Genomic DNA, 19772 nt, shown 5'->3' with positions numbered 1-19772 from the left:
GATTAAGGAGTATTGGGGTGTCGAGTACTGATGATGAGCAACTGGCCGAGTTCAAGGACTGGTGGCAGCGTAACGGCAAGCCCCTGGTCACAGGCGGCCTGCTGGCGCTAGTGGTGGTGTTCGGCTGGCAAGCCTGGACCAAGTATCAGGCCAACCAGTCCCAAGGTGCCTCGATCGTTTATCAGCAACTGCTGGAAACTACCCTGACCCCGGACGGCAAGCCTGACCCTGCGCAGGTGGCGGATCTGGCCGGCAAGCTGAAGAACGAATTCGGCGGTAGCACCTACGCCCAGTACGGCAGCCTGTTCGTCGCGAAAGTCGCGGTCGATACCGGCAAGCTGGATGACGCCGTCACCGAGCTGAAGGCCATTGCCGACAAGCCGACCAACCCGACCCTGGGTGAAATCGCACGTCAGCGCCTGGCACAGGTATTGGCGGCACAGAACAAGGCTGACGAAGCACTCAAACTGCTCGACGGCGATGCTGACAAGGCATTCGTGGCCACTCGCGAAGAGCTCAAGGGCGACCTGTTGGTCCAATTGGGTCGTACCGACGAAGCCCATGCTGCGTACCAAAAAGCCAAGGCGGCGCTGTCTGATGAAGCGGCGGTCGGTGGCTTACAAATCAAGCTCGACGACTTGGCCAAAGGGGATGCGTGACGTGATCCGTTGGAAACATGCAGCATTGCTGGCTCTGGCCGTTTTGGCCGCGGGTTGCAGCAGCAACAGCAAAAAAGAACTGCCTCCTGCCGAGCTGACCAGCTTCAAGGAAGAAGTGGTCCTGCAAAAACAATGGAGCCAATCCATTGGTGATGGGCAGGGCGACCTCTACAACCTGTTGCAGCCGGCGATTGACGGCGACAACATCGTGGCTACTGATTCCACTGGTGTCGTGGTTGCCATGGATCGCATGAGCGGCGACGTCAAGTGGAAGAAAGACCTCGAACTGCCGGTTTCCGGCGGTGTGGGCGTCGGCTACGGCATGGTGCTGATCGGTACCCTCAAGGGTGACGTGGTCGCGCTGGACTCCAGCACCGGTGAAGAGAAATGGCGCGCTCGCGTGACCAGTGAAGTGCTCTCGGCACCGGCGACCAACGGCGATATCGTCGTGGTGCAAACCCAGGATGACCGCGTGATCGGCCTGGATGCCTCCACCGGCGACCAACGCTGGTTGTACGACAGCACCCCAGCGGTGTTGACCCTGCGCGGTACCAGTGGTCCGATTGTGACCAACAACCTGGCCGTTGCTGGCCTGTCGACCGGTAAAGTGGTTGCCCTGAATACCCAGAACGGCGTGCCGGCCTGGGAAACTCGTGTGGCCATCCCGCAAGGTCGTTCCGAACTGGATCGCGTTGTAGACATCGACGGCGGCTTGCTGCTGTCGGGTGAGACCCTCTACGTCGCCACCTACCAGGGTCGTGTTGCCGCGCTGGACCTGCAAAGCGGTCGCATCAACTGGCAGCGTGATGCCTCCAGCTATGCGGGTGTCGCCCAAGGGTTTGGCAGCGTCTATGTGAGCCTGGCATCCGGCACCGTTGAAAGTGTGGATGAGCGTTCCACCACTGCACTGTGGAGCAATGACTCCCTGGCTCGCCGTCAATTGTCGGCACCGGAAGTCTTTTCCAGCTACGTCGCGGTGGGTGACTTCGAAGGCTACCTGCACCTGCTGAGCCAGGTGGACGGTCGTTTTGTCGGTCGCCAGCGTATCGACAGCGACGGCCTGCGTGCGCGTCCGCTGGTGGTGGGTAACATGCTTTATGTGTATGGCAACGGCGGCAAGCTGGAAGCCCTGACCATCAAGTAAAGGTTTGACTATGCTTGGGGTAACCCCCAGGCGGCCCTGCTTCGGCGGGGCATGCGGCATCTGACGATGCTGCCCCGAGCACCAGCCGCTGCCCTGCAGCGGCTTTTGTATTTTCTGAAATAACGAAGTGGAGAGCCGCATGGTTCCCGTAATCGCCCTGGTGGGCCGACCTAACGTCGGCAAGTCCACCCTGTTCAACCGCCTGACCAGGACTCGCGACGCCATTGTCGGCGACTTGTCCGGTCTGACCCGTGATCGCCAATACGGTGAGGCAAAGTGGCAAGGGCGCTCCTACATTATTGTCGACACCGGTGGTATCTCCGGTGACGAGCATGGCATGGACGAAAAAATGGCCGAGCAGTCACTGCTGGCCATTGAAGAAGCCGATGTCGTGTTGTTCCTGGTGGACGCCCGCGCGGGCTATACCGCTGCCGACCAGATGATTGGCGAGCACCTGCGCAAGCGCAACAAGCGCTCCTATCTGGTCGCCAACAAGATCGACAACATCGATCCTGAGGCAGCCCGTGCCGAATTCAGCCCGATGGGCCTGGGCGATGCGATCCCGGTCGCCGGTGCCCACGGTCGCGGCATCACCCAGATGCTGGAAATCGCCCTGCGCGACTTCCCCAAGGATGACGTCGAGGAAGAAGAGGGCGAGGAAGAGATCGTCGCTGAAGGTGAGGAAGCCAAGCGCATTCCTGGCCCGAGCGAAAAAGACGGTATCAAGATCGCTATCATCGGCCGCCCGAACGTCGGCAAGTCGACCCTGGTCAACCGTATGCTCGGTGAAGACCGCGTTATCGTCTATGACCAACCCGGCACCACGCGCGACAGTATTTACATCCCGTTTGAGCGTAACGACGAGAAGTACACGCTGATCGACACCGCCGGTGTGCGCAAGCGCGGCAAGATCCACGAAGAAGTTGAAAAGTTCTCCGTGGTCAAAACCCTGCAAGCGATCAAAGACGCCAACGTGGTGATCTTCGTAATGGACGCCCGCGAAGGCGTGGTGGACCACGACCTCAACTTGCTGGGCTTTGCCCTGGAAGCCGGTCGCGCCCTGGTAATCGCGATCAACAAGTGGGACGGCATGACGCCGAGCGAGCGCGATTTCGTCAAAATCGAGCTGCAGCGTCGGTTGTTCTTCGTCGAGTTCGCCGATATCCACTTTATCTCGGCACTGCACGGCACCGGCGTGGGCAACCTCTACGCGTCCGTACAGAACTCGTTCAAGTCCGCGGTTACCCGCTGGCCGACCAACCGCCTGACCCAGATCCTGGAAGACGCGGTGGGCGAGCACGCGCCGCCGATGGTCAACAACCGCCGGATCAAACTGCGTTACGCCCACTTGGGTGGTGCCAACCCGCCGATTATCGTGATCCACGGTAACCAGATCGAGAAGGTGCCCAAGTCCTACGTGCGTTACCTGGAAAACACTTACCGTCGAGTCTTGAAACTGGTCGGTACGCCGATCCGTATCGAGTTCAAGGGTGGCGAGAACCCATACGAAGGCAACAAGAACACACTGACTGACCGTCAGGTGAACAAGAAGCGTCGTTTGATGACTCACCACAAGAAAGCCGACAAGAAGCGCCGCGACAAGAAATAACGGCAGCTTTGCGTTGTAAGCGACACGCTGCAAGAGAGGGCTCCTTTGGAGCCCTTTTTTATGCGCGACCGTTTGTGCCTTGACCCGATGCAGTGGGCAGCTTAAAACTTGTGGCTCACCTGCAGGGGCTTCCGATGATCACCAGCAAGCTGCCGAATGTCGGCACGACCATTTTCACCACCATGTCGCAACTCGCCGCTGAAACCGGCGCACTCAACCTGTCCCAGGGCTTCCCGGATTTCAATGGCCCGCAAGGTTTACTCGATGCCGTGGGCAAGCATATCGCCCTCGGCCATAACCAATACGCACCGATGACCGGCCTGCCCGTGTTGCGTCAGCAAGTGGCGGCCAAGATCGCCCGCAGTTATGGCGTCACAGTGGATGTCGACAGCGAAGTGACCATCACCCCAGGCGCCACCGAGGCGATCTTTTGCGCGATCCAGGCGGTCATCCGCAACGGCGATGAAGTCATCGTGTTCGACCCCAGCTACGACAGCTACGAGCCGTCGGTCGAGCTGGCCGGTGGTCGCTGCGTGCATGTGCAATTGAGCCTGCAAGGCTTCGCCCTCGACTTTGACAAGATCAGGGCCGCGCTCTCACCGCGCACGCGCATGATCATCATCAACTCGCCACATAACCCCACCGGCGCGCTGATCAGCCGCGCCGAGCTGGACCAGTTGGCCGAACTGATCCGCGACCGTGATATTTATCTGGTCAGCGATGAGGTCTACGAACACCTGGTATTCGACGGTGTGCCCCACGTCAGCATATTGGCCCATCAGGAACTGTATCAGCGCGCCTTTGTAGTCAGCTCCTTCGGCAAGACCTATCACGTGACCGGCTGGAAAACCGGTTACGTGGTCGCGCCGCCGGCCCTGACAGCTGAACTGCGCAAGGTGCATCAATATGTCAACTTTTGCGGCGTCACCCCTTTGCAGTACGCTTTGGCAGACTTCATGGCCGAACATCCGGAGCATGTCGACGAACTGCCGGCTTTTTACCAGGCCAAACGTGACCTGTTCTGCGACCTGCTGGCGCCATCGCGCTTGAGCTTTACCCGGGTGACCGGCACTTACTTCCAACTGGTGGATTACTCGCAGATTCGCCCAGACCTGGATGACGTCGCCATGTCCCTGTGGATGACCCGCGAAAATGGCGTGGCGACCATTCCGGTTTCGGTGTTCTACCAGCACCCACCCCAAGGCCAGCGCCTGGTGCGCCTGTGCTTTGCCAAACGCGAGGAGACGTTGCGACAAGCGGCGGAAAAACTATGCGCGATCTGAGTGCACTGCCCAATCTGAACATTGCCCTGGTGCAGACGAGCCTGGTCTGGCATGACCGCCAAGCCAACTTTGAACACTTCGAGTTGCTGCTGGAGCAGGCCAAAGGCGCCGACTTGATTGTGCTGCCAGAGATGTTCACCACCGGTTTTTCCATGGAATCAGAAGCCCTCGCCGAGCCGGAAAGCGGCCCCACCCATCATTGGCTCCAAGCCCAAGCGGCAAAGTATCAGGCCGTGATTACCGGCAGTGTGATCATCCAGGCCGCCGATGGCAGCCACCGCAACCGTCTGCTGTGGGCGCGGCCGGATGGCGAGGTGTTGCATTACGACAAGCGCCACCTGTTCCGCATGGCCGGTGAACATGACCATTACACCCCCGGCGAGCGCCAGGTGCAGTTCGAGTTGAAGGGTTGGCGCATTCGCCCGCTGATCTGTTATGACCTGCGCTTCCCGGTGTGGAGCCGCGACGCCCAGGATACGGACCTGCTGCTGTACACCGCCAACTGGCCGGGCGCTCGGCGTCAGCATTGGAATCGGCTGTTGCCGGCACGGGCCATTGAGAACCTGTGTTACGTGGCGGCGGTGAACCGGGTGGGCACCGACGGCAAGGGGTTTGCCTACACCGGCGATAGCCAGGTGTTGGATTTCCAGGGTGAGACTTTGCTGAGTGCAGGGGAGGCGGATGGGGTGTTCCAGGTGATCCTGGATGCGGCGGAGCTGGCGGCTTACCGTACACGATTCCCGGCGAATCTGGATGCCGATAGCTTTCAGTTTGTCTGAGGCTCTGAGATTGCTCCCACGCTCTGCGTGGGAACGCCTCTTGGGACGCTCTGCGTACCGCTTCTAAGGGCGGACGCAGAGCGTCCAGGGCTGCATTCCCACGCAGAGCGTGGGAACGATCAGGCCCCTGGATTCTCACCCAGGGGCCTTTTGCATTACGGCAATGCTTACGCCGCTTTGGCTTCCAACTGGCTCAACGAGCGGTTCAGCGCACTGAACAGCGCCTTGAAGCTGGCGGTAGTGATGTTTTCATCGATCCCCACCCCATGCACCGGGCGTTCGCCGTTCACGCGCAGTTCAATGTAAGCCGCCGCCTTGGCATTGGTACCCGCACCAATCGCATGCTCGTTGTAGTCCATGATTTCAACGCCAATCGGCAAGCCGGCCACCAAGGCTTCCAGCGCGCCGTTGCCTTTGCCTTTCCAGTGCAAGTTGGTTTCGCCCTGGCCTTTGCCGGAGACTTCCACCTCGACAAAGCTGTTGCCGTTCTCTTCCTGCAGGCGGTGGCTGACCAGCGCGTACGGCGTGTTGGCTTGCAAGTACTCACGCTGCAGCAAGGCGTAGATCTGTGGCGCGGTCATCTCCAGGCCCACGCGATCGGTTTCGGCCTGTACCACCTGGCTGAACTCGATCTGCATGCGACGGGGCAAACTGATGTCGTATTCCTGCTCCAGCAGGTAGGCGATGCCGCCCTTGCCTGACTGGCTGTTCACACGGATCACGGCCTCGTAGCTGCGGCCAATGTCCGCAGGATCGATCGGCAAGTACGGCACTTCCCACAGCGCATCGTCTTTCTGCTGGGAGAAGCCTTTGCGGATCGCGTCCTGGTGCGAGCCGGAGAACGCGGTATGTACCAGATCGCCGACATACGGGTGACGTGGGTGCACCTGGATCTGGTTGCATTCCTCGACCACTTTGCGCACGCCGTCAATGTCCGAGAAGTCCAACTGCGGGTCCAGGCCCTGGGTGTACATGTTCAGCGCCACGGTGACCAAATCGACGTTCCCGGTGCGCTCGCCGTTGCCAAAAAGGCAGCCTTCCACACGATCAGCGCCGGCCATCAGGCCCAACTCGGTGGCCGCCACGCCAGTGCCACGGTCGTTGTGGGTGTGCAGGCTGATAATCACGCTGTCACGACGGTTGATATGGCGACCGAACCACTCGATCTGGTCGGCATAGATGTTAGGGGTGGCGCATTCAACCGTGGCGGGCAGGTTGAGGATCATCTTGTGCTCAGGCGTGGGGTTCCACACCTCGATCACCGCGTCGCAGACTTCCTTGGCGAACTCAAGCTCAGTGGCGCTGAAGGTCTCTGGGGAATATTCGAAGGTCCACTGGGTTTCCGGCTGCTGGGCGGCGTATTTGACGAACAGCTTGGCGGCGTTGACCGCGATGGCCTTGATGCCGTCCTTGTCCTGGTTGAACACGATGCGGCGGAACGACGGCGAGGTGGCATTGTACAAGTGCACAATGGCTTTCTTCGCGCCGCGCAGAGATTCGAAGGTGCGTGCGATCAAGTCTTCACGACCCTGGGTCAGCACTTGGATGGTGGTGTCCTCGGGGATGTGGTTGTCTTCGATCAGGGTGCGCACGAAGTCGAAGTCGGTTTGCGACGCGGCAGGGAACGAGGCTTCGATTTCCTTTACGCCAACGGCCACCAGGGTCTTCCAGAAGCGCAGCTTTTTCACCGCGTCCATTGGCTCGATCAGCGACTGGTTGCCATCACGCAGGTCGGAGCTGCACCAGATCGGCGCTTGGGTGATGGTCTTCGACGGCCAGGTACGGTCCGGGATGTCGATGGTCGGGAACGCGCGGTATTTCGAAGACGGGTCTTTGAGCATGCTCATCGGAAAATCCTTGGTTGTAGGGGCCGAAAAAAGGCGGCCTGCCGTAGAACTGTTATTGGGGATAAAACTTTAGGACGAGGCAGATCGATTCAGCCTGGCAGTCGTGCGCTGACAAGGCACAGGCTGCGGTGCTGGCGGAGCTGAATGAGGGTGTGAGAGGTTTTCATAAGCTCAACCCTAACCGCCGGGGTGAAAGATGGCAAGCAGTCGAGAAAAATTGAGATAAGTTCTTTTGCTGTCTCGAAAATCGAGATTTTATTGCCGTAATTTCGAGTGGTGTGTGTTTTTGTTGCTGTGGGTTTGTCAGGTGCGCAATTGAGGCGACGGCTTGCACCATCGCAGGAAAGCCAGCTCCCACACTGGGCAGCCTTCCAATGGAGGAGCCGGGCTTGCCCGCGATGAGGCCCGTAGTTTCACATTTGATATCAGGGTTGGAACGCGCCGATAAAGATCGCTGGATCTACACGTGCATCGTTCAGGCTGACGTTCCAGTGCATGTGCGGGCCAGTCGCCCGGCCAGTCGCACCCACCTTGCCCACCACCGCGCCGCGCACCAGTTGCTGGCCCACCTTCACGTCGATTTTGGACATATGGCAGAACATGCTGATAAAACCCTGGCCATGGTCGACGAACACCGTGTTGCCATTGAAGAAGTAATTGCCCACCAGAATGACCTTGCCGTTGGCGGGCGTCTTGATCGGCGTACCGGCCGGCACGGCGAAGTCCAGGCCCGAGTGCGGGTTGCGCTCTTCGCCGTTGAAGAAGCGTCGCACGCCGAACTTGCTCGACAACGGCCCGCTCACCGGTTTATCCAGCACCAGGTTGCTCGGCAGGTTCGGGCTGAAACTGCGGTAAGCCTTGAGCTGCACAGCCAGTTCGCCTTCGATGCGCTTGAGCTGGGCCGGGTCAGGGTTGACCTGGCTCTTGTTCTTCAAAGTGATGCGCTGTTCCGGATACTTCTTGTAGCCGACGATAAACGGCAGGTTGCGCCCACCGCTGCTGATGCGCTCGTTGCCGGGCTTGACCGTCAACGGGATGCCGACAATGGCCAGCCAGTTGTCCTGCTCCTTGACCACCAGCACCGGCTTGCCCTGGTAAGTGGCTTTCGGCGCCGTGGCCGAAGGGCCCAGCTCGACGACGGCCACGCCGCCAGGCACCGGTTTGTTCAGGGTTCGCGTGATGTAGCTGTCGGCGTGGGCATTAAACGTGAGGCACAACAGCATCAACAGGCTCAGTAGGCGTGGCATCGATCAATCCAATAATGAAAGGGTGACGGGTGTCAGGTGGTTGTCTTCCACCCGCACTTGCAATTGGCCTTCACCCAGGCGCGCGGTGAGGCGCTGGCCGGTGTGGGTTTGCGCGGCATTGCGAATCGCCTGGCCGCGCTCGTCCAACAGGATGCTGTAGCCGCGGCCCAGGGTCGCCAGCGGGCTGACCACCTGCAATGTCTGCACTTGGCTCTGCAGTTGCAGACGCCGAGCCTTGAGACCTTCGCGCATGGCGCGGGGCAGGCGTTCGGCGAGGCTGTCCAGGCGCTGGCGCAAGAGTGCCAGTTGACGGCCCGGGTGCTGGCCGGCGAGGCGGGTCTCCAGGCGGATCAAGCGCTCGCGACGGGTATTGAGGCTGCGCTCAAAGGCACGGCGCAAGCGCATGTCCAGGTCATCCAGACGCTGGGCCTGCTGGCGCAAGCGCTCGCCCGGATGACGCAGGCGCCGGGCCATGCCTTCCAGGCGCAGGCGGCTGTGGCTCAGGCGGTTGCGCATCAGCATCACCAGGCGGCGCTGCAGGTTTTCTACCTGGCGCACCAGATGGCTGGCGTCGGGAGCCAACAACTCGGCGGCGGCGGAGGGAGTAGGGGCGCGGACGTCCGCCACGAAGTCGCTGATGGACACATCGGTTTCATGACCAACGGCGCTGACGATAGGGGTAACACAGGCATCAACTGCACGGGCCACCGCCTCTTCGTTGAAGCACCACAAGTCTTCAAGGGAGCCACCGCCACGGGCCAGGATCAGCGCGTCGAAACCACGAGCGTCGGCGAGTTTCAGCGCCCGCACGATCTGCGGGATTGCTTCGCGGCCTTGCACGGCGGTAGGGATCAGGGTCAGTTCAATGTTCGGCGCGCGGCGGCGGAACACGCTGATAATGTCGCGAATCACCGCGCCGGTGGGCGAGCTGATAATGCCGATGCGCCGAGGATGCACCGGCAGCGCCACCTTGCGTTCGGCACTGAACAGGCCTTCGGCGCTCAGCTTTTCCTTCAGTGCATCAAAGGCCAGGCGCAGCGCACCGTCACCGGCTGGCTCCACGGTATCGAGGATCAGTTGGTAATCACCACGGCCCTCGAACAACGAGACCTTGCCGCGCACCTTCACCGCCAGCCCGTCCCTCAACGCCTGGCGTACGCGTGCAGCGTTGTTGCGAAACAGCGCACAACGCACTTGGGCCCCGCTGTCCTTGAGCGTGAAATACACATGGCCGGAGGCTGGGCGAGCGAGGTTGGAGATCTCGCCTTCCACCCAGATATTGGTGAACACGTCTTCCAGCAACACCCGCGCACGGCCGTTGAGCTGGCTGACAGTCAGGACTTCGCGGTCCAGGCCCAAACGGGCAAAAGGATCTTTAATCATGGGCGGCAGTTTATAGGCATTCGTGCAGGGTTTGACAGAATTGCTCCACCAGCGGGCTCTGCACTTGCGCGCAGGCCAGGGCCACGGTGCTGTGGCAGTCCGGGTCGGCCAGGGGTAAAAAGTGCAGGTTGGCGGGGGCGATGTCCTGCATGGATTTTGGTAACAAGGCAATACCGAAACCGGCCTGGATCAATTGCAACTGCGTGGTCTTGCGCGACATCACCCGTGCGGCCTTGGGGAAAAAACCTGCACGCATGCACAATTCGGCCGACAGATAACTCAGCCCGCCGCGTTGGGGATGGGGGATCGAGATAAACGCTTGGTCCTTTAGCTGTGCCAACTCCACCGGCGCGTCGCTGCGTGCCAACGGATGATTCGGCGGCACCGCCAGCACCAACGGCTCCGTGTACAACGGCAGCACACGCACGCCGTCGCGCTGGCGCAGTACGGGCAAGCGTAGCAGGCCGACGTCCAGGCGACCCTCGGCGATATCCTCCAACTGAGCTTCGGAGGAGAGCTTGGCAATATCCACCGACACGCCCGGACAGCGCTCTAGCCAGTTGCTGATGCCGTGCAATAACGCGCCGCTCATCGGCACGGTGCTCGAGTGACTCAGGCGCAGCGTGCCAAGCTGGCCATTGCCTACGAGGGTCGCCACTTCGCTGGCCTTGAGCAACTCACTCAACAAATTGCGCGCCCGTGGGTAGAACGCTTCACCGGCCGCTGTGAGCCGCGGTTGGCGTGCGGTGCGTTCGAACAATGGGGTTTGAAGTTGATTTTCCAGTTCCTTGATCTGCCGGCTCAAGGCCGACTGCGCCACAAACAGGCGTTCGGCCGCGGCACTGAAGCTGCCGCTCTCGGCGATTTCGACGAAGTAACGCAGTTGCCGCGTGGAGATCACGAGTCATGCCTTTTTGAGATGAGTGGCTGGCTTTGAAGATATTAGTCGCAACAGTAGACAATGGCTAAAGTGAAGGCCATGTCCAACAAGGAATAACCCATGAGCCTGGTTGAGTTGATGAGTCAGTGGTCGTTCGGGGCTGTGGATTGGCTGGTGATCGGCCTGGGTGTGGTGCTGGCCTATGTGGTGTTTGGCATTGCCGGGTTCGGGACGGCCTTGGTCGCCGGGCCAATCCTGATTCTATTCATGCCGCTGTCGAAGATCATCCCGTTGCTGGTGCTGCTGGATTTTGTCGCGGCGTTTGGCGGCCTGCTGCAAGCGCGGCACGATGTGAACAAGCCGGAACTGTTGCGGTTGCTGCCCTGCATGGCCATCGGCTGCAGCCTGGGCGTGGGGTTTTTGCTCAACTTGCATTCGGACTTGTTGCTGTTGTTGATGGGGCTGTTTATCAGTGCCTACGCGATTTACAGCCTGGCGGTGAAAGCACGGCCGACTCAATTGGCGGCGGGCTGGTCGATTCCCATGGGCACTGTGGGTGGCCTGTTTGGTGCGCTATTTGGCAGTGGCGGCTTTTTATATGCGATTTACCTTAACAGCCGTTTACCCAAAGACGCGGCGCGGGCCACGCAAAGCGCGCTGATCAGTTGCAGCACGGTCGTGCGTTTGAGTTTGTTCCTGATTGCCGGGGTGTATGCAGATTTGCCGTTATTGATGTTGGCGGTTTGTCTGTTGCCGGCGATGGCCCTGGGGCTGTGGTGTGGGCGCAGGCTGACGATGCGGCTGTCCCGGGAGGCGTTCGTGCGGTTGGTGACCTGGTTGGTATTGGCCAGTGGTATTGCGTTGATCGGGCGGTATGTGAGTACTTGACCTGATTTTTTCAGGGATTAAGCTGCCGTCCTCCCGGGCGTCATCGCGGGCAAGCCCGGCTCCCACATTGGAATGCGATCAACTGTGGGAGCCGGGCTTGCCCGCGATGGCGCCAATAGCCACACCGCAGGACTCCCATGAACTCCCAAAGCATCCTTGTCCCGAAAATCTCCACCTTGCCCGTCCACGAACCCCGCGCCCGGGCGATTGTGCGCTGGCTGGTGCGCAAGAACATCATCAAGGAAGAACTCACCACTTGCGGGCGTACCGGCAACCGCATGGGCTACGCCCTGGCCGATGGCGCCCGCGCCGTGGTGCTGCACCCCGAGGCGCTGCCGTTCAACGAGCCGGTCAATGGCCTGGAGATCATCTACAAGCGTTGCATCTATACCCCGGCCAAGGGGTTTCTTGAAGAAGCCGGTTGCCCGGAATGCCTGAAGGAAGTTGGTGAGGCGCTGTTCGAAAGCCTGGAAGACTGGATGCCTGGCCACACCGACAACTTCACCTGCCCGCTGTGTGGGCATGAAGATGACATCAACGGTTTTCTGTTCCTGCAGGAATGCGGGTTTTCCAACCTGGGGTTCATCTTCAACAACTGGGCGGAGGCGGGGTTCAAGCAGAGCTTTATCGACGAATTTGCCGATTGGTTGGACCAGAAAATGAGCTGGGTCAAAGTCGAGCTTTAATCCATCTATCAGTATTACCAAGTTTGTCAGAGTTTTACATTGAGCCGGGCAGGGTGCATGTATATAATGGCGCGCTTCCATTTTCCCGCTCGGGAGCCCCCGCGATGCTGCGTATCAGCCAAGAAGCTCTGACATTCGACGACATTCTCCTAGTGCCCGGTTATTCCGAGGTGCTTCCTAACGAAGTCAGTCTCAAGACCCGCCTAACCCGTGGCATCGAGCTGAATATTCCCCTGGTTTCCGCTGCCATGGACACCGTCACCGAAGCCCGTCTGGCCATTGCCATGGCTCAGGAAGGCGGCATCGGCATCATCCACAAGAACATGACCATCGAGCAGCAAGCTGCCGAAGTGCGCAAGGTCAAGCGTTACGAAGCCGGCGTGGTGAAAGATCCGATCACCATCGAAGCTGACGCCACCGTGCGTGACCTGTTCGAACTCACGCGTATGCACAACATCTCCGGCGTCCCGGTGCTGCACGATGGCGACCTGGTCGGCATCGTCACTTCCCGTGACGTGCGTTTCGAGAACCGCCTTGAAGTCACCGTCCGTGAAGTGATGACGCCTAAAGAGCGCCTCGTCACCGTCAGGGAAGGCGCCGACAAGAACGATGTGCGCGAACTGCTGCACAAGCACCGCATCGAGCGCGTGCTGATCGTCGACGACAAATTCGCCCTCAAAGGCATGATGACCGTCAACGACATCGAAAAAGCCAAGGCTTACCCGCTGGCCAGCAAGGATGACCAAGGTCGTCTGCGTGTTGGCGCTGCCGTCGGTACCGGTAAAGACACTGGTGATCGGGTCTCGGCCCTGGTCGCCGCCGGTGTTGACGTGGTAGTGGTCGACACCGCCCACGGCCACTCCAAAGGCGTGATTGACCGCGTGCGTTGGGTCAAGCAGAACTTCCCTGACGTGCAGGTGATCGGCGGCAACATCGCCACCGGCGCTGCCGCCAAGGCCCTGGCCGAAGCGGGCGCCGACGCAGTCAAGGTCGGTATCGGCCCAGGCTCCATCTGCACCACGCGTATCGTCGCCGGTGTGGGCGTGCCGCAGATCAGCGCCATCGCCAACGTCGCCGCCGCCCTTGAAGGCACGGGCGTACCCTTGATCGCCGACGGTGGCATCCGGTTCTCCGGTGACCTGTCCAAGGCCATCGTCGCCGGTGCCTCCTGCGTGATGATGGGCTCGATGTTCGCAGGTACCGAAGAAGCGCCGGGCGAGATCGAACTGTTCCAGGGTCGTTCGTACAAGGCTTACCGTGGCATGGGTTCGCTGGGCGCCATGTCCCAGGCGCAAGGCTCTTCCGACCGTTACTTCCAGGACTCCTCGGCAGGCGCCGAGAAGCTCGTACCGGAAGGCATCGAAGGCCGTGTGCCGTACAAAGGCACCCTGAGCGCGATCATCCATCAACTGATGGGCGGCCTGCGTTCCTCGATGGGCTACACCGGCAGTGCCGACATCGAAGAAATGCGCACCAAGCCAGAGTTCGTGCGGATCACCGGCGCCGGCATGGCTGAATCCCATGTCCACGACGTGCAGATCACCAAGGAAGCGCCAAACTACCGTGTAGGTTGAGCCTTCCAGCAAAATGTTAAGTAACCGGGGCTGTTCTTCAGCCCCGAGTTGTTTCTGATTCATTAGACGAGACTGACTTCATGGCCCTCGACATTCACGCCCACCGCATCCTGATCCTCGACTTCGGTTCCCAGTACACCCAACTGATCGCCCGCCGCGTGCGTGAAATCGGCGTGTACTGCGAACTGCACCCGTTCGACATGGACGATGAAGCGATCCGCGAATTCGCACCCAAAGGCGTCATTCTCGCCGGTGGCCCCGAGTCCGTTCACGAAGCCAACAGCCCGCGCTGCCCGCAGGCGGTATTCGACCTGGGTGTGCCGGTGTTCGGCATCTGCTACGGCATGCAGACCATGGCCGAGCAACTGGGCGGCAAGGTTGAAGGTTCCGAGTTGCGTGAATTCGGTTATGCCCGTGTAGACGTGGTCGGCAAGAGCCGCCTGCTGGACGGCATCGAAGACCACATCGACGCCGACGGCCTGTTCGGCCTCGACGTGTGGATGAGCCACGGTGACAAGGTCACCAAAATGCCGGAAGACTTCCACATCCTGGCAAGCACCCCGAGCTGCCCGATTGCCGGCATGTTCAGCGACGAGCGTCGCTACTACGGCGTGCAATTCCACCCGGAAGTGACCCACACCAAGCAAGGCGGGCGCATCCTGTCGCGTTTCATCCTCGACATCTGCGAGTGTGAAGCCCTGTGGACCCCGTCGAAAATTGCTGAAGATGCCATCGCCCAAGTGCGCGCCCAGGTCGGCACTGACAACGTATTGCTTGGCCTGTCCGGCGGCGTTGACTCCTCGGTTGTAGCGGCACTGCTGCACAAGGCCATCGGCGACCAACTGACCTGCGTGTTTGTCGACAACGGCCTGCTGCGCCTGCACGAAGGTGAGCAAGTGATGGCCATGTTCGCCGAGAACATGGGCGTCAAGGTGATCCGCGCCAACGCTGAGGACCAGTTCCTCAACAACCTGGCCGGCGAGTCCGACCCGGAGAAGAAGCGCAAGATCATCGGCCGCACCTTCATCGACGTGTTCGATGCCGAGTCCAACAAACTGGACAACATCAAGTACCTCGCCCAGGGCACCATCTACCCCGACGTGATCGAATCGGCCGGCGCCAAAAGCGGCAAGGCCCACGTGATCAAGTCCCACCACAACGTGGGTGGCCTGCCTGAGGAAATGAACCTCAAGCTGGTAGAACCGCTGCGCGAATTGTTCAAGGACGAAGTCCGCCGTCTGGGCCTGGAACTGGGCCTGCCGTACGACATGGTCTACCGCCACCCATTCCCAGGCCCGGGCCTGGGTGTGCGTATCCTGGGTGAAGTGAAGAAGGAATACGCCGACCTGCTGCGCCGCGCCGACCACATCTTCATCGAAGAACTGCGCAAGGCCGACTGGTACCACAAGGTCAGCCAGGCGTTCGTGGTGTTCCAGCCGGTGAAATCGGTGGGCGTTGTCGGCGATGGTCGTCGTTACGCATGGGTTGTTGCGCTGCGTGCCGTAGAGACCATCGACTTCATGACGGCGCGTTGGGCTCACCTGCCTTACGAACTGCTGGAGACGGTCAGCGGCCGGATTATCAATGAGATCGAAGGTATTTCGCGCGTTACTTATGACGTGTCGAGCAAGCCGCCGGCGACGATTGAGTGGGAATGATCCTGCGATAGCAGGTGAGGACTGAATAACAGAACCCCGGCCATGTGCCGGGGTTTTTGCATGTTAGGCGAGTAGGTTAGAAGAACTCATCCTCTGTACATCAAGGAAGCTGTTCAATACAAAATGCATTGTATATTATGCAAAATTGTAATTTATGAGGTTTTGCATTGTATAGGATGCGATATAGGTGGAGGATCTAGGAATTCTGATCAAAACCCTGCGAAAGTCCGCAGGCCTTTCGCAAAGTCAGCTAGCACAGCGGCACGGCATGAGTCGCGCCACCATCTCGGGGATCGAAAACAATACCATCCCTGAAATAGGTATTCGCAAGGTCGCAGCGATTCTTGAAGGCTTGGGATACGAATTGACCGCCACCCCCAATCCTCGACGCATGACTCTCGACGAATTGAAGGCAGGAGGTGTCCATGACTAGCCAACGTGATCGGTTGTACATCGGCACCAACGGTGTGCCTGCTGGAACGCTCGGGCGACGTAATGAAAATCAGCGTGACTCGATTTTTTCGTATAACGACACGGTGGCCCAAGAGCAAGCAGTGTCCTTGACCATGCCGGTGCGCCTGGAAAGCTACAACTGGGAGTACGGCATTCACCCGTTGTTTGAGATGCACATTCCTGAAGGGCATCTCAAGGCCGAACTCGTACGGCGTTTCAGCAAATCGGTGCGCGGTTTTGATGACTTTGCTTTATTGGGCATCGTAGGTCCGCACCAATTGGGTCGTATCAGCGTTGCCCATCAAGCGGGTGATGCGTCGTTGCCTGGGGTCAGGCTGGCTGACCTGCTGGTGTACGACGGGGCTGAAGACCTGTTCGATGAGCTTCTGAAAACCTACGCCGCTTATTCAGGGGTGTCGGGCGTTCAGCCGAAAGTGCTGGTTCGCGATGTTGGCGATATGGCTGCTGATATTGAACGTCTTACCCACAAGGGCGCCACGCATTTGGTAAAGGCGTTCAATGAGTCGGACGTTCCTCAGTTGGCGGCCAATGAATTTTTCTGCATGCGTGCCGCATACCATTGTGGTCTTGAGGTGCCTGAGGTCCAGCTCAGTCATAACGGGAAGTTTCTGGTAGTGAAGCGGTTCGACATCGGTGAAAACGCCTACCTCGGATTTGAGGATATGTGTGTTCTATCGGGATGGGGAACCGGGAAAAAATATGACGGCAGCTATCAAGGGTGCGCAAAACTGATCAGGTCATTTGTCACGCCAAGCCGGGTAGCCAGGGCTCTTGAAGACTTTTTCATAATGGTGGCGCTCTCGGCCGGTATTCAGAACGGTGATGCACACCTGAAAAACTTCGGCTTGCTTTATGAAAACTGCGCCGAGGATGCCGATGTCTGGCTTGCCCCCGTTTATGACCTGGTGACCACTACGGTCTACGCCGGCAACGACATCATGGGGCTGTTGCTTGGCGGTTCGAAGGCGTGGCCAAAGCGCAAGATGCTTGTGCAGTTCGGGCGCAGTTCGTGCAGTTTGACGCAGGCGCGCTGTAACGAATTGCTCGCCAGAGTGGACGATGGCATGAGTCGCGCTATGGCGGAGCTATCCGAGTATCGAAGTACCCACCCGGAGTTCGAAGCCGTGGGGGAAAAGATGGCCGGCGCATGGGCAGCAGGCTTGGCCAGGAGTATCTCGGTGTCGTGAGGGGCCGGGTTTAAGCGAGCCCCAGGGAGCAGCCGGGTTTAGCGCCGTGCCACATCCGAAAAATAAAACTTATCCAACGTATGCCGCGACTCGGTGTACTCGAACTGCCTTCCATCCTGCAAGAACGTCTGGTTGCTCACCACAATCACATGGCTTTGCCCATCCAGATCCAGATGCGCCTGGTCGTCCTTGCTGCGCGGCAAGGCTTCGATGGTGCGCTGCGCATAGCTGATCTGCAGCTGCAGCGTTTGCTCGATAAACGCGTAGATCGACTGCTCGGCAATCGAGCGGTCCAGGCCGGGGAGCAGGTCGGCGACGAAGTGGTTGATGTCGAGAATCACCCGCTTGCCGCCGATACGGCGTACCCGTTTGATGCGGGTGATCAGTGTGCCCGGCTCGGCTTCGATGTGTTGTAGCAGAGAACCTTCCAGCGGGAATTGGGTGAACTCGACGACGTCAGTACGTACGTCATCGCCCAGGTCAGCGTGCGTTTCGTGGAAGCTGACGATGCCGCCCAGTTGGAACTCGATCGGGTTGGGCGATAACACAAAGGTGCCCTTGCCGTGGATCTTTTGCGCAAAGCCACGTTCCTGCAACTGCTCGATGGCGCGCCGTACGGTGCCACGGCTGGCCTGGTAGGCGTCCATCAGTTCGGTTTCAGAGGGAAGGCGCGTACCGCGTTGCAGGCGCTCGGTGGTGATGCTGGCAAGCAGATCCGTATAGATCTGGTTGTATTTGCTCATGGGATGGCTCTTGCCCGGCGTTATGAAGGTGGACTGCGCGTTCAAGGCAGGAACCATAGTGGCAGAGGTGGGGTTTGTCCATTGGACAGCGGTGCGAGCCGGGGAAAAATCTGACAGAAAGCTCGCAGGCATAAACAAAAATGTAACTCGTACAGACGAGTTGTTGATTTAACTCGTACAGACGAGTACTTTTCCCTCCTCGGCGTGCTGCCAACGACTGCCACCCATAAAAACAATCACAGTGGAAAACGAGCATGAGCCACGACTATTCAACGATTGCCCGCGAGATTCTCGACAACCTCGGGGGCCGCGAAAACCTTGAGCAGGCCGCCCATTGCGTGACCCGCCTGCGCCTGGCGCTCAAGGACCCCAGCCTGGTCAACAGCAGTGCCCTTAACCAGGTCGATCTGGTCAAGGGCTCGTTCTTTACCGGTGGCCTGTTCCAGGTGGTGATCGGCCCCGGCGAAGTGGAAAAGGTCTACGCCGCCCTGCGCGAGTTGACCGGCCTGGCCGCGTCGACCATTGCCGACGTCAAGAAAGCCGGCGGCGACAAGACCAACCCCATGCAGCGTCTGGTGCGGGTGTTCTCCGATGTGTTCATGCCGATCCTGCCCGCGCTGATCATTGCCGGCCTGTTGATGGGCGTGAACAACCTGATGGGCGCCAAGGGCATGTTCATCGAAGGCAAGACGCTGCTGGAGGCCTACCCGAACCTGGATGGTCTGTGGAGCCTGATCAACCTGATGGCCAACACCTCCTTCGTGTTCCTGCCGGCACTGGTGGGCTGGTCGGCGGCCAAGCGGTTCGGCGGCAGTGAAATCCTCGGCATCGTGCTGGGCCTGATGCTGGTGCACCCGGACCTGCTCAACGCCTGGAACTACGGCAAGGCGGTTGCCGGCCTCGACGGCCAGAGCCTGCCGTACTTCGATATCTTCGGCTGGTTCCAGATCGAGAAAGTCGGTTACCAGGGGCAGATCCTGCCGATCCTGATGGCGGCCTTTGTCATGAGCGTGATCGAAAAGTGGCTGCGGGCGCGGGTGCCGAATGCCATTCAACTGCTGGTGGTGCCGATCACCACTATCGTCGTCACCGGCGTGCTGGCCCTGGCGATTATCGGCCCGGTGACCCGTCACCTTGGCATCCTGATCACCGAAGGTTTGGTGACCCTGTTCGAGATCGCCCCGATGATCGGCGGCGCGATTTTCGGCCTGCTCTATGCGCCGCTGGTAATCACCGGCATGCACCACATGTTCCTCGCCGTCGACCTGCAGTTGATCTCCACTCAGGGCGGCACCTTTATCTGGCCGATGATCGTCATGTCCAACCTGGCCCAGGGCAGCGCCGCGCTCGGGGTGTTCTACATGACCCGCAATGCTCGGGACAAAAGCATGGCCTCCACCTCGGCGATTTCCGCTTACTTCGGCATCACGGAGCCGGCGATGTTCGGCGTGAACCTGCGCTTCAAATTTCCGTTCTATGCCGCGCTGCTGGGCTCGGCGCTGGGCAGCATTTTTCTGTCGTTGAACAAGGTGCAGGCCTCGGCCATCGGCGTCGGCGGGTTGCCCGGGTTTATCTCGATCGTGCCGAGCGCGATTCCGATGTTCGTGATCGGCATGGTCGTGGCGATGGTCGTGCCGTTTGCGCTGACGTGCATGTTGAGCATGAAGATCATTCGGCCTGGTTACCGGGTCGCCTGAAGATCGCTATCGCAGGCAAGCCAGCTCCCACAGT

The 19772-nt window shown here is 59.7% G+C and carries 17 protein-coding genes; 12 read left to right on the top strand and 5 right to left on the bottom strand.

The window, feature by feature from the left end; genetic code table 11:
- Positions 1-17: 17 nt before the first annotated feature.
- From MHH62_RS19175 to MHH62_RS19155, 5 genes are all read left to right on the top strand, one after another.
- Positions 18-659 (top strand): YfgM family protein, encoded by a 642-nt coding sequence (locus tag MHH62_RS19175; protein ID WP_014719816.1) that lies wholly within the window; start codon positions 18-20, stop codon positions 657-659.
- The gene (gene bamB / locus MHH62_RS19170; RefSeq protein WP_014719815.1) at positions 652-1803 is read left to right on the top strand and encodes an outer membrane protein assembly factor BamB; all 1152 of its coding nucleotides are present in this window, start codon (positions 652-654) and stop codon (positions 1801-1803) included. Before MHH62_RS19175 ends, bamB begins: the two co-directional genes overlap by 8 nt.
- Before the next feature lie 139 nt (positions 1804-1942).
- Positions 1943-3412, top strand: a complete 1470-nt coding sequence (der, locus tag MHH62_RS19165; protein ID WP_005791167.1) for a ribosome biogenesis GTPase Der — start codon at positions 1943-1945, stop codon at positions 3410-3412.
- A 134-nt stretch (positions 3413-3546) separates the two neighbouring features.
- On the top strand, positions 3547-4695 hold the full coding sequence (locus MHH62_RS19160) for a pyridoxal phosphate-dependent aminotransferase (RefSeq protein ID WP_198833076.1): 1149 nt from the start codon (positions 3547-3549) through the stop codon (positions 4693-4695).
- Complete coding sequence (locus MHH62_RS19155) at positions 4683-5474, top strand: amidohydrolase (RefSeq protein WP_198833075.1); 792 nt, start codon at positions 4683-4685, stop codon at positions 5472-5474. Before MHH62_RS19160 ends, MHH62_RS19155 begins: the two co-directional genes overlap by 13 nt.
- 167 nt (positions 5475-5641) lie before the next feature.
- Here MHH62_RS19155 and leuA read toward each other — a convergent pair whose 3' ends face one another.
- The 4 genes from leuA to MHH62_RS19135 form a co-directional block, all read right to left on the bottom strand.
- Positions 5642-7321 (bottom strand): 2-isopropylmalate synthase, encoded by a 1680-nt coding sequence (leuA, locus tag MHH62_RS19150; protein ID WP_014719812.1) that lies wholly within the window; start codon positions 7319-7321, stop codon positions 5642-5644.
- Positions 7322-7746: 425 nt separating this feature from the next.
- The gene (locus tag MHH62_RS19145; RefSeq protein WP_014719811.1) at positions 7747-8568 is read right to left on the bottom strand and encodes a M23 family metallopeptidase; all 822 of its coding nucleotides are present in this window, start codon (positions 8566-8568) and stop codon (positions 7747-7749) included.
- Between the two features lie 3 nt (positions 8569-8571).
- Positions 8572-9951, bottom strand: coding sequence for an exodeoxyribonuclease VII large subunit (xseA, locus tag MHH62_RS19140; protein WP_014719810.1), 1380 nt, complete (start codon positions 9949-9951; stop codon positions 8572-8574).
- Between the two features lie 10 nt (positions 9952-9961).
- Entirely contained in the window at positions 9962-10852 is an 891-nt protein-coding gene (locus MHH62_RS19135) for a LysR family transcriptional regulator (RefSeq protein ID WP_020301375.1), read from the bottom strand.
- Positions 10853-10951: 99 nt separating this feature from the next.
- On the opposite strand from MHH62_RS19135, the gene MHH62_RS19130 reads away from it, so the two are divergent.
- From MHH62_RS19130 to MHH62_RS19105, 6 genes are all read left to right on the top strand, one after another.
- Complete coding sequence (locus tag MHH62_RS19130; protein ID WP_032903680.1) at positions 10952-11719, top strand: sulfite exporter TauE/SafE family protein; 768 nt, start codon at positions 10952-10954, stop codon at positions 11717-11719.
- Between the two features lie 137 nt (positions 11720-11856).
- Positions 11857-12405 carry a hypothetical protein gene (locus tag MHH62_RS19125; protein ID WP_005791157.1) on the top strand — a complete coding sequence of 183 codons (549 nt, stop codon included), beginning with the start codon at positions 11857-11859 and terminating at the stop codon, positions 12403-12405.
- Between the two features lie 104 nt (positions 12406-12509).
- A complete protein-coding gene (guaB, locus tag MHH62_RS19120) occupies positions 12510-13979 on the top strand; it encodes an IMP dehydrogenase (protein ID WP_339231656.1) in 1470 nt (489 codons plus the stop codon).
- An 80-nt stretch (positions 13980-14059) separates the two neighbouring features.
- Positions 14060-15637, top strand: coding sequence for a glutamine-hydrolyzing GMP synthase (gene guaA, locus MHH62_RS19115; protein WP_014719806.1), 1578 nt, complete (start codon positions 14060-14062; stop codon positions 15635-15637).
- Positions 15638-15824: 187 nt separating this feature from the next.
- Entirely contained in the window at positions 15825-16070 is a 246-nt protein-coding gene (locus MHH62_RS19110; RefSeq protein ID WP_003193996.1) for a helix-turn-helix transcriptional regulator, read from the top strand.
- Complete coding sequence (locus tag MHH62_RS19105; RefSeq protein ID WP_339231654.1) at positions 16063-17298, top strand: type II toxin-antitoxin system HipA family toxin; 1236 nt, start codon at positions 16063-16065, stop codon at positions 17296-17298. The genes MHH62_RS19110 and MHH62_RS19105 overlap by 8 nt, the downstream gene beginning before the upstream one ends.
- Before the next feature lie 38 nt (positions 17299-17336).
- Here the strand turns inward: MHH62_RS19105 and treR are convergent, their stop codons facing one another.
- On the bottom strand, positions 17337-18041 hold the full coding sequence (treR, locus tag MHH62_RS19100) for a trehalose operon repressor (RefSeq protein WP_339231652.1): 705 nt from the start codon (positions 18039-18041) through the stop codon (positions 17337-17339).
- A 254-nt stretch (positions 18042-18295) separates the two neighbouring features.
- Here treR and treP point away from each other — a divergent pair, with 254 nt between their 5' ends.
- Entirely contained in the window at positions 18296-19738 is a 1443-nt protein-coding gene (gene treP, locus MHH62_RS19095) for a PTS system trehalose-specific EIIBC component (RefSeq protein WP_103451177.1), read from the top strand.
- The last annotated feature ends 34 nt before the right edge of the window (positions 19739-19772 follow it).

The organism is Pseudomonas sp. FSL L8-0168 (assembly GCF_037976155.1).
In the GTDB taxonomy this organism is placed as follows: domain Bacteria; phylum Pseudomonadota; class Gammaproteobacteria; order Pseudomonadales; family Pseudomonadaceae; genus Aquipseudomonas; species Aquipseudomonas paracarnis.
The sequence above is the reverse complement of the archived record's forward strand: the minus strand, read 5'-3'. Positions and strand labels throughout refer to the sequence as shown.

Excerpts from the sequence above, each read along its gene's own strand:
- treP (WP_103451177.1), top strand. The coding sequence starts at position 18,296 with ATGAGCCACGACTATTCAACGATTGCCCGCGAGATTCTCGACAACCTC.
- bamB (WP_014719815.1), top strand. The coding sequence starts at position 652 with ATGCGTGACGTGATCCGTTGGAAACATGCAGCATTGCTGGCTCTGGCC.
- MHH62_RS19125 (WP_005791157.1), top strand. The coding sequence starts at position 11,857 with ATGAACTCCCAAAGCATCCTTGTCCCGAAAATCTCCACCTTGCCCGTC.
- MHH62_RS19105 (WP_339231654.1), top strand. The coding sequence starts at position 16,063 with ATGACTAGCCAACGTGATCGGTTGTACATCGGCACCAACGGTGTGCCT.
- xseA (WP_014719810.1), bottom strand. The coding sequence starts at position 9,951 with ATGATTAAAGATCCTTTTGCCCGTTTGGGCCTGGACCGCGAAGTCCTG.
- guaB (WP_339231656.1), top strand. The coding sequence starts at position 12,510 with ATGCTGCGTATCAGCCAAGAAGCTCTGACATTCGACGACATTCTCCTA.
- der (WP_005791167.1), top strand. The coding sequence starts at position 1,943 with ATGGTTCCCGTAATCGCCCTGGTGGGCCGACCTAACGTCGGCAAGTCC.
- MHH62_RS19160 (WP_198833076.1), top strand. The coding sequence starts at position 3,547 with ATGATCACCAGCAAGCTGCCGAATGTCGGCACGACCATTTTCACCACC.
- MHH62_RS19155 (WP_198833075.1), top strand. The coding sequence starts at position 4,683 with ATGCGCGATCTGAGTGCACTGCCCAATCTGAACATTGCCCTGGTGCAG.
- guaA (WP_014719806.1), top strand. The coding sequence starts at position 14,060 with ATGGCCCTCGACATTCACGCCCACCGCATCCTGATCCTCGACTTCGGT.
- treR (WP_339231652.1), bottom strand. The coding sequence starts at position 18,041 with ATGAGCAAATACAACCAGATCTATACGGATCTGCTTGCCAGCATCACC.
- leuA (WP_014719812.1), bottom strand. The coding sequence starts at position 7,321 with ATGAGCATGCTCAAAGACCCGTCTTCGAAATACCGCGCGTTCCCGACC.
- MHH62_RS19145 (WP_014719811.1), bottom strand. The coding sequence starts at position 8,568 with ATGCCACGCCTACTGAGCCTGTTGATGCTGTTGTGCCTCACGTTTAAT.
- MHH62_RS19130 (WP_032903680.1), top strand. The coding sequence starts at position 10,952 with ATGAGCCTGGTTGAGTTGATGAGTCAGTGGTCGTTCGGGGCTGTGGAT.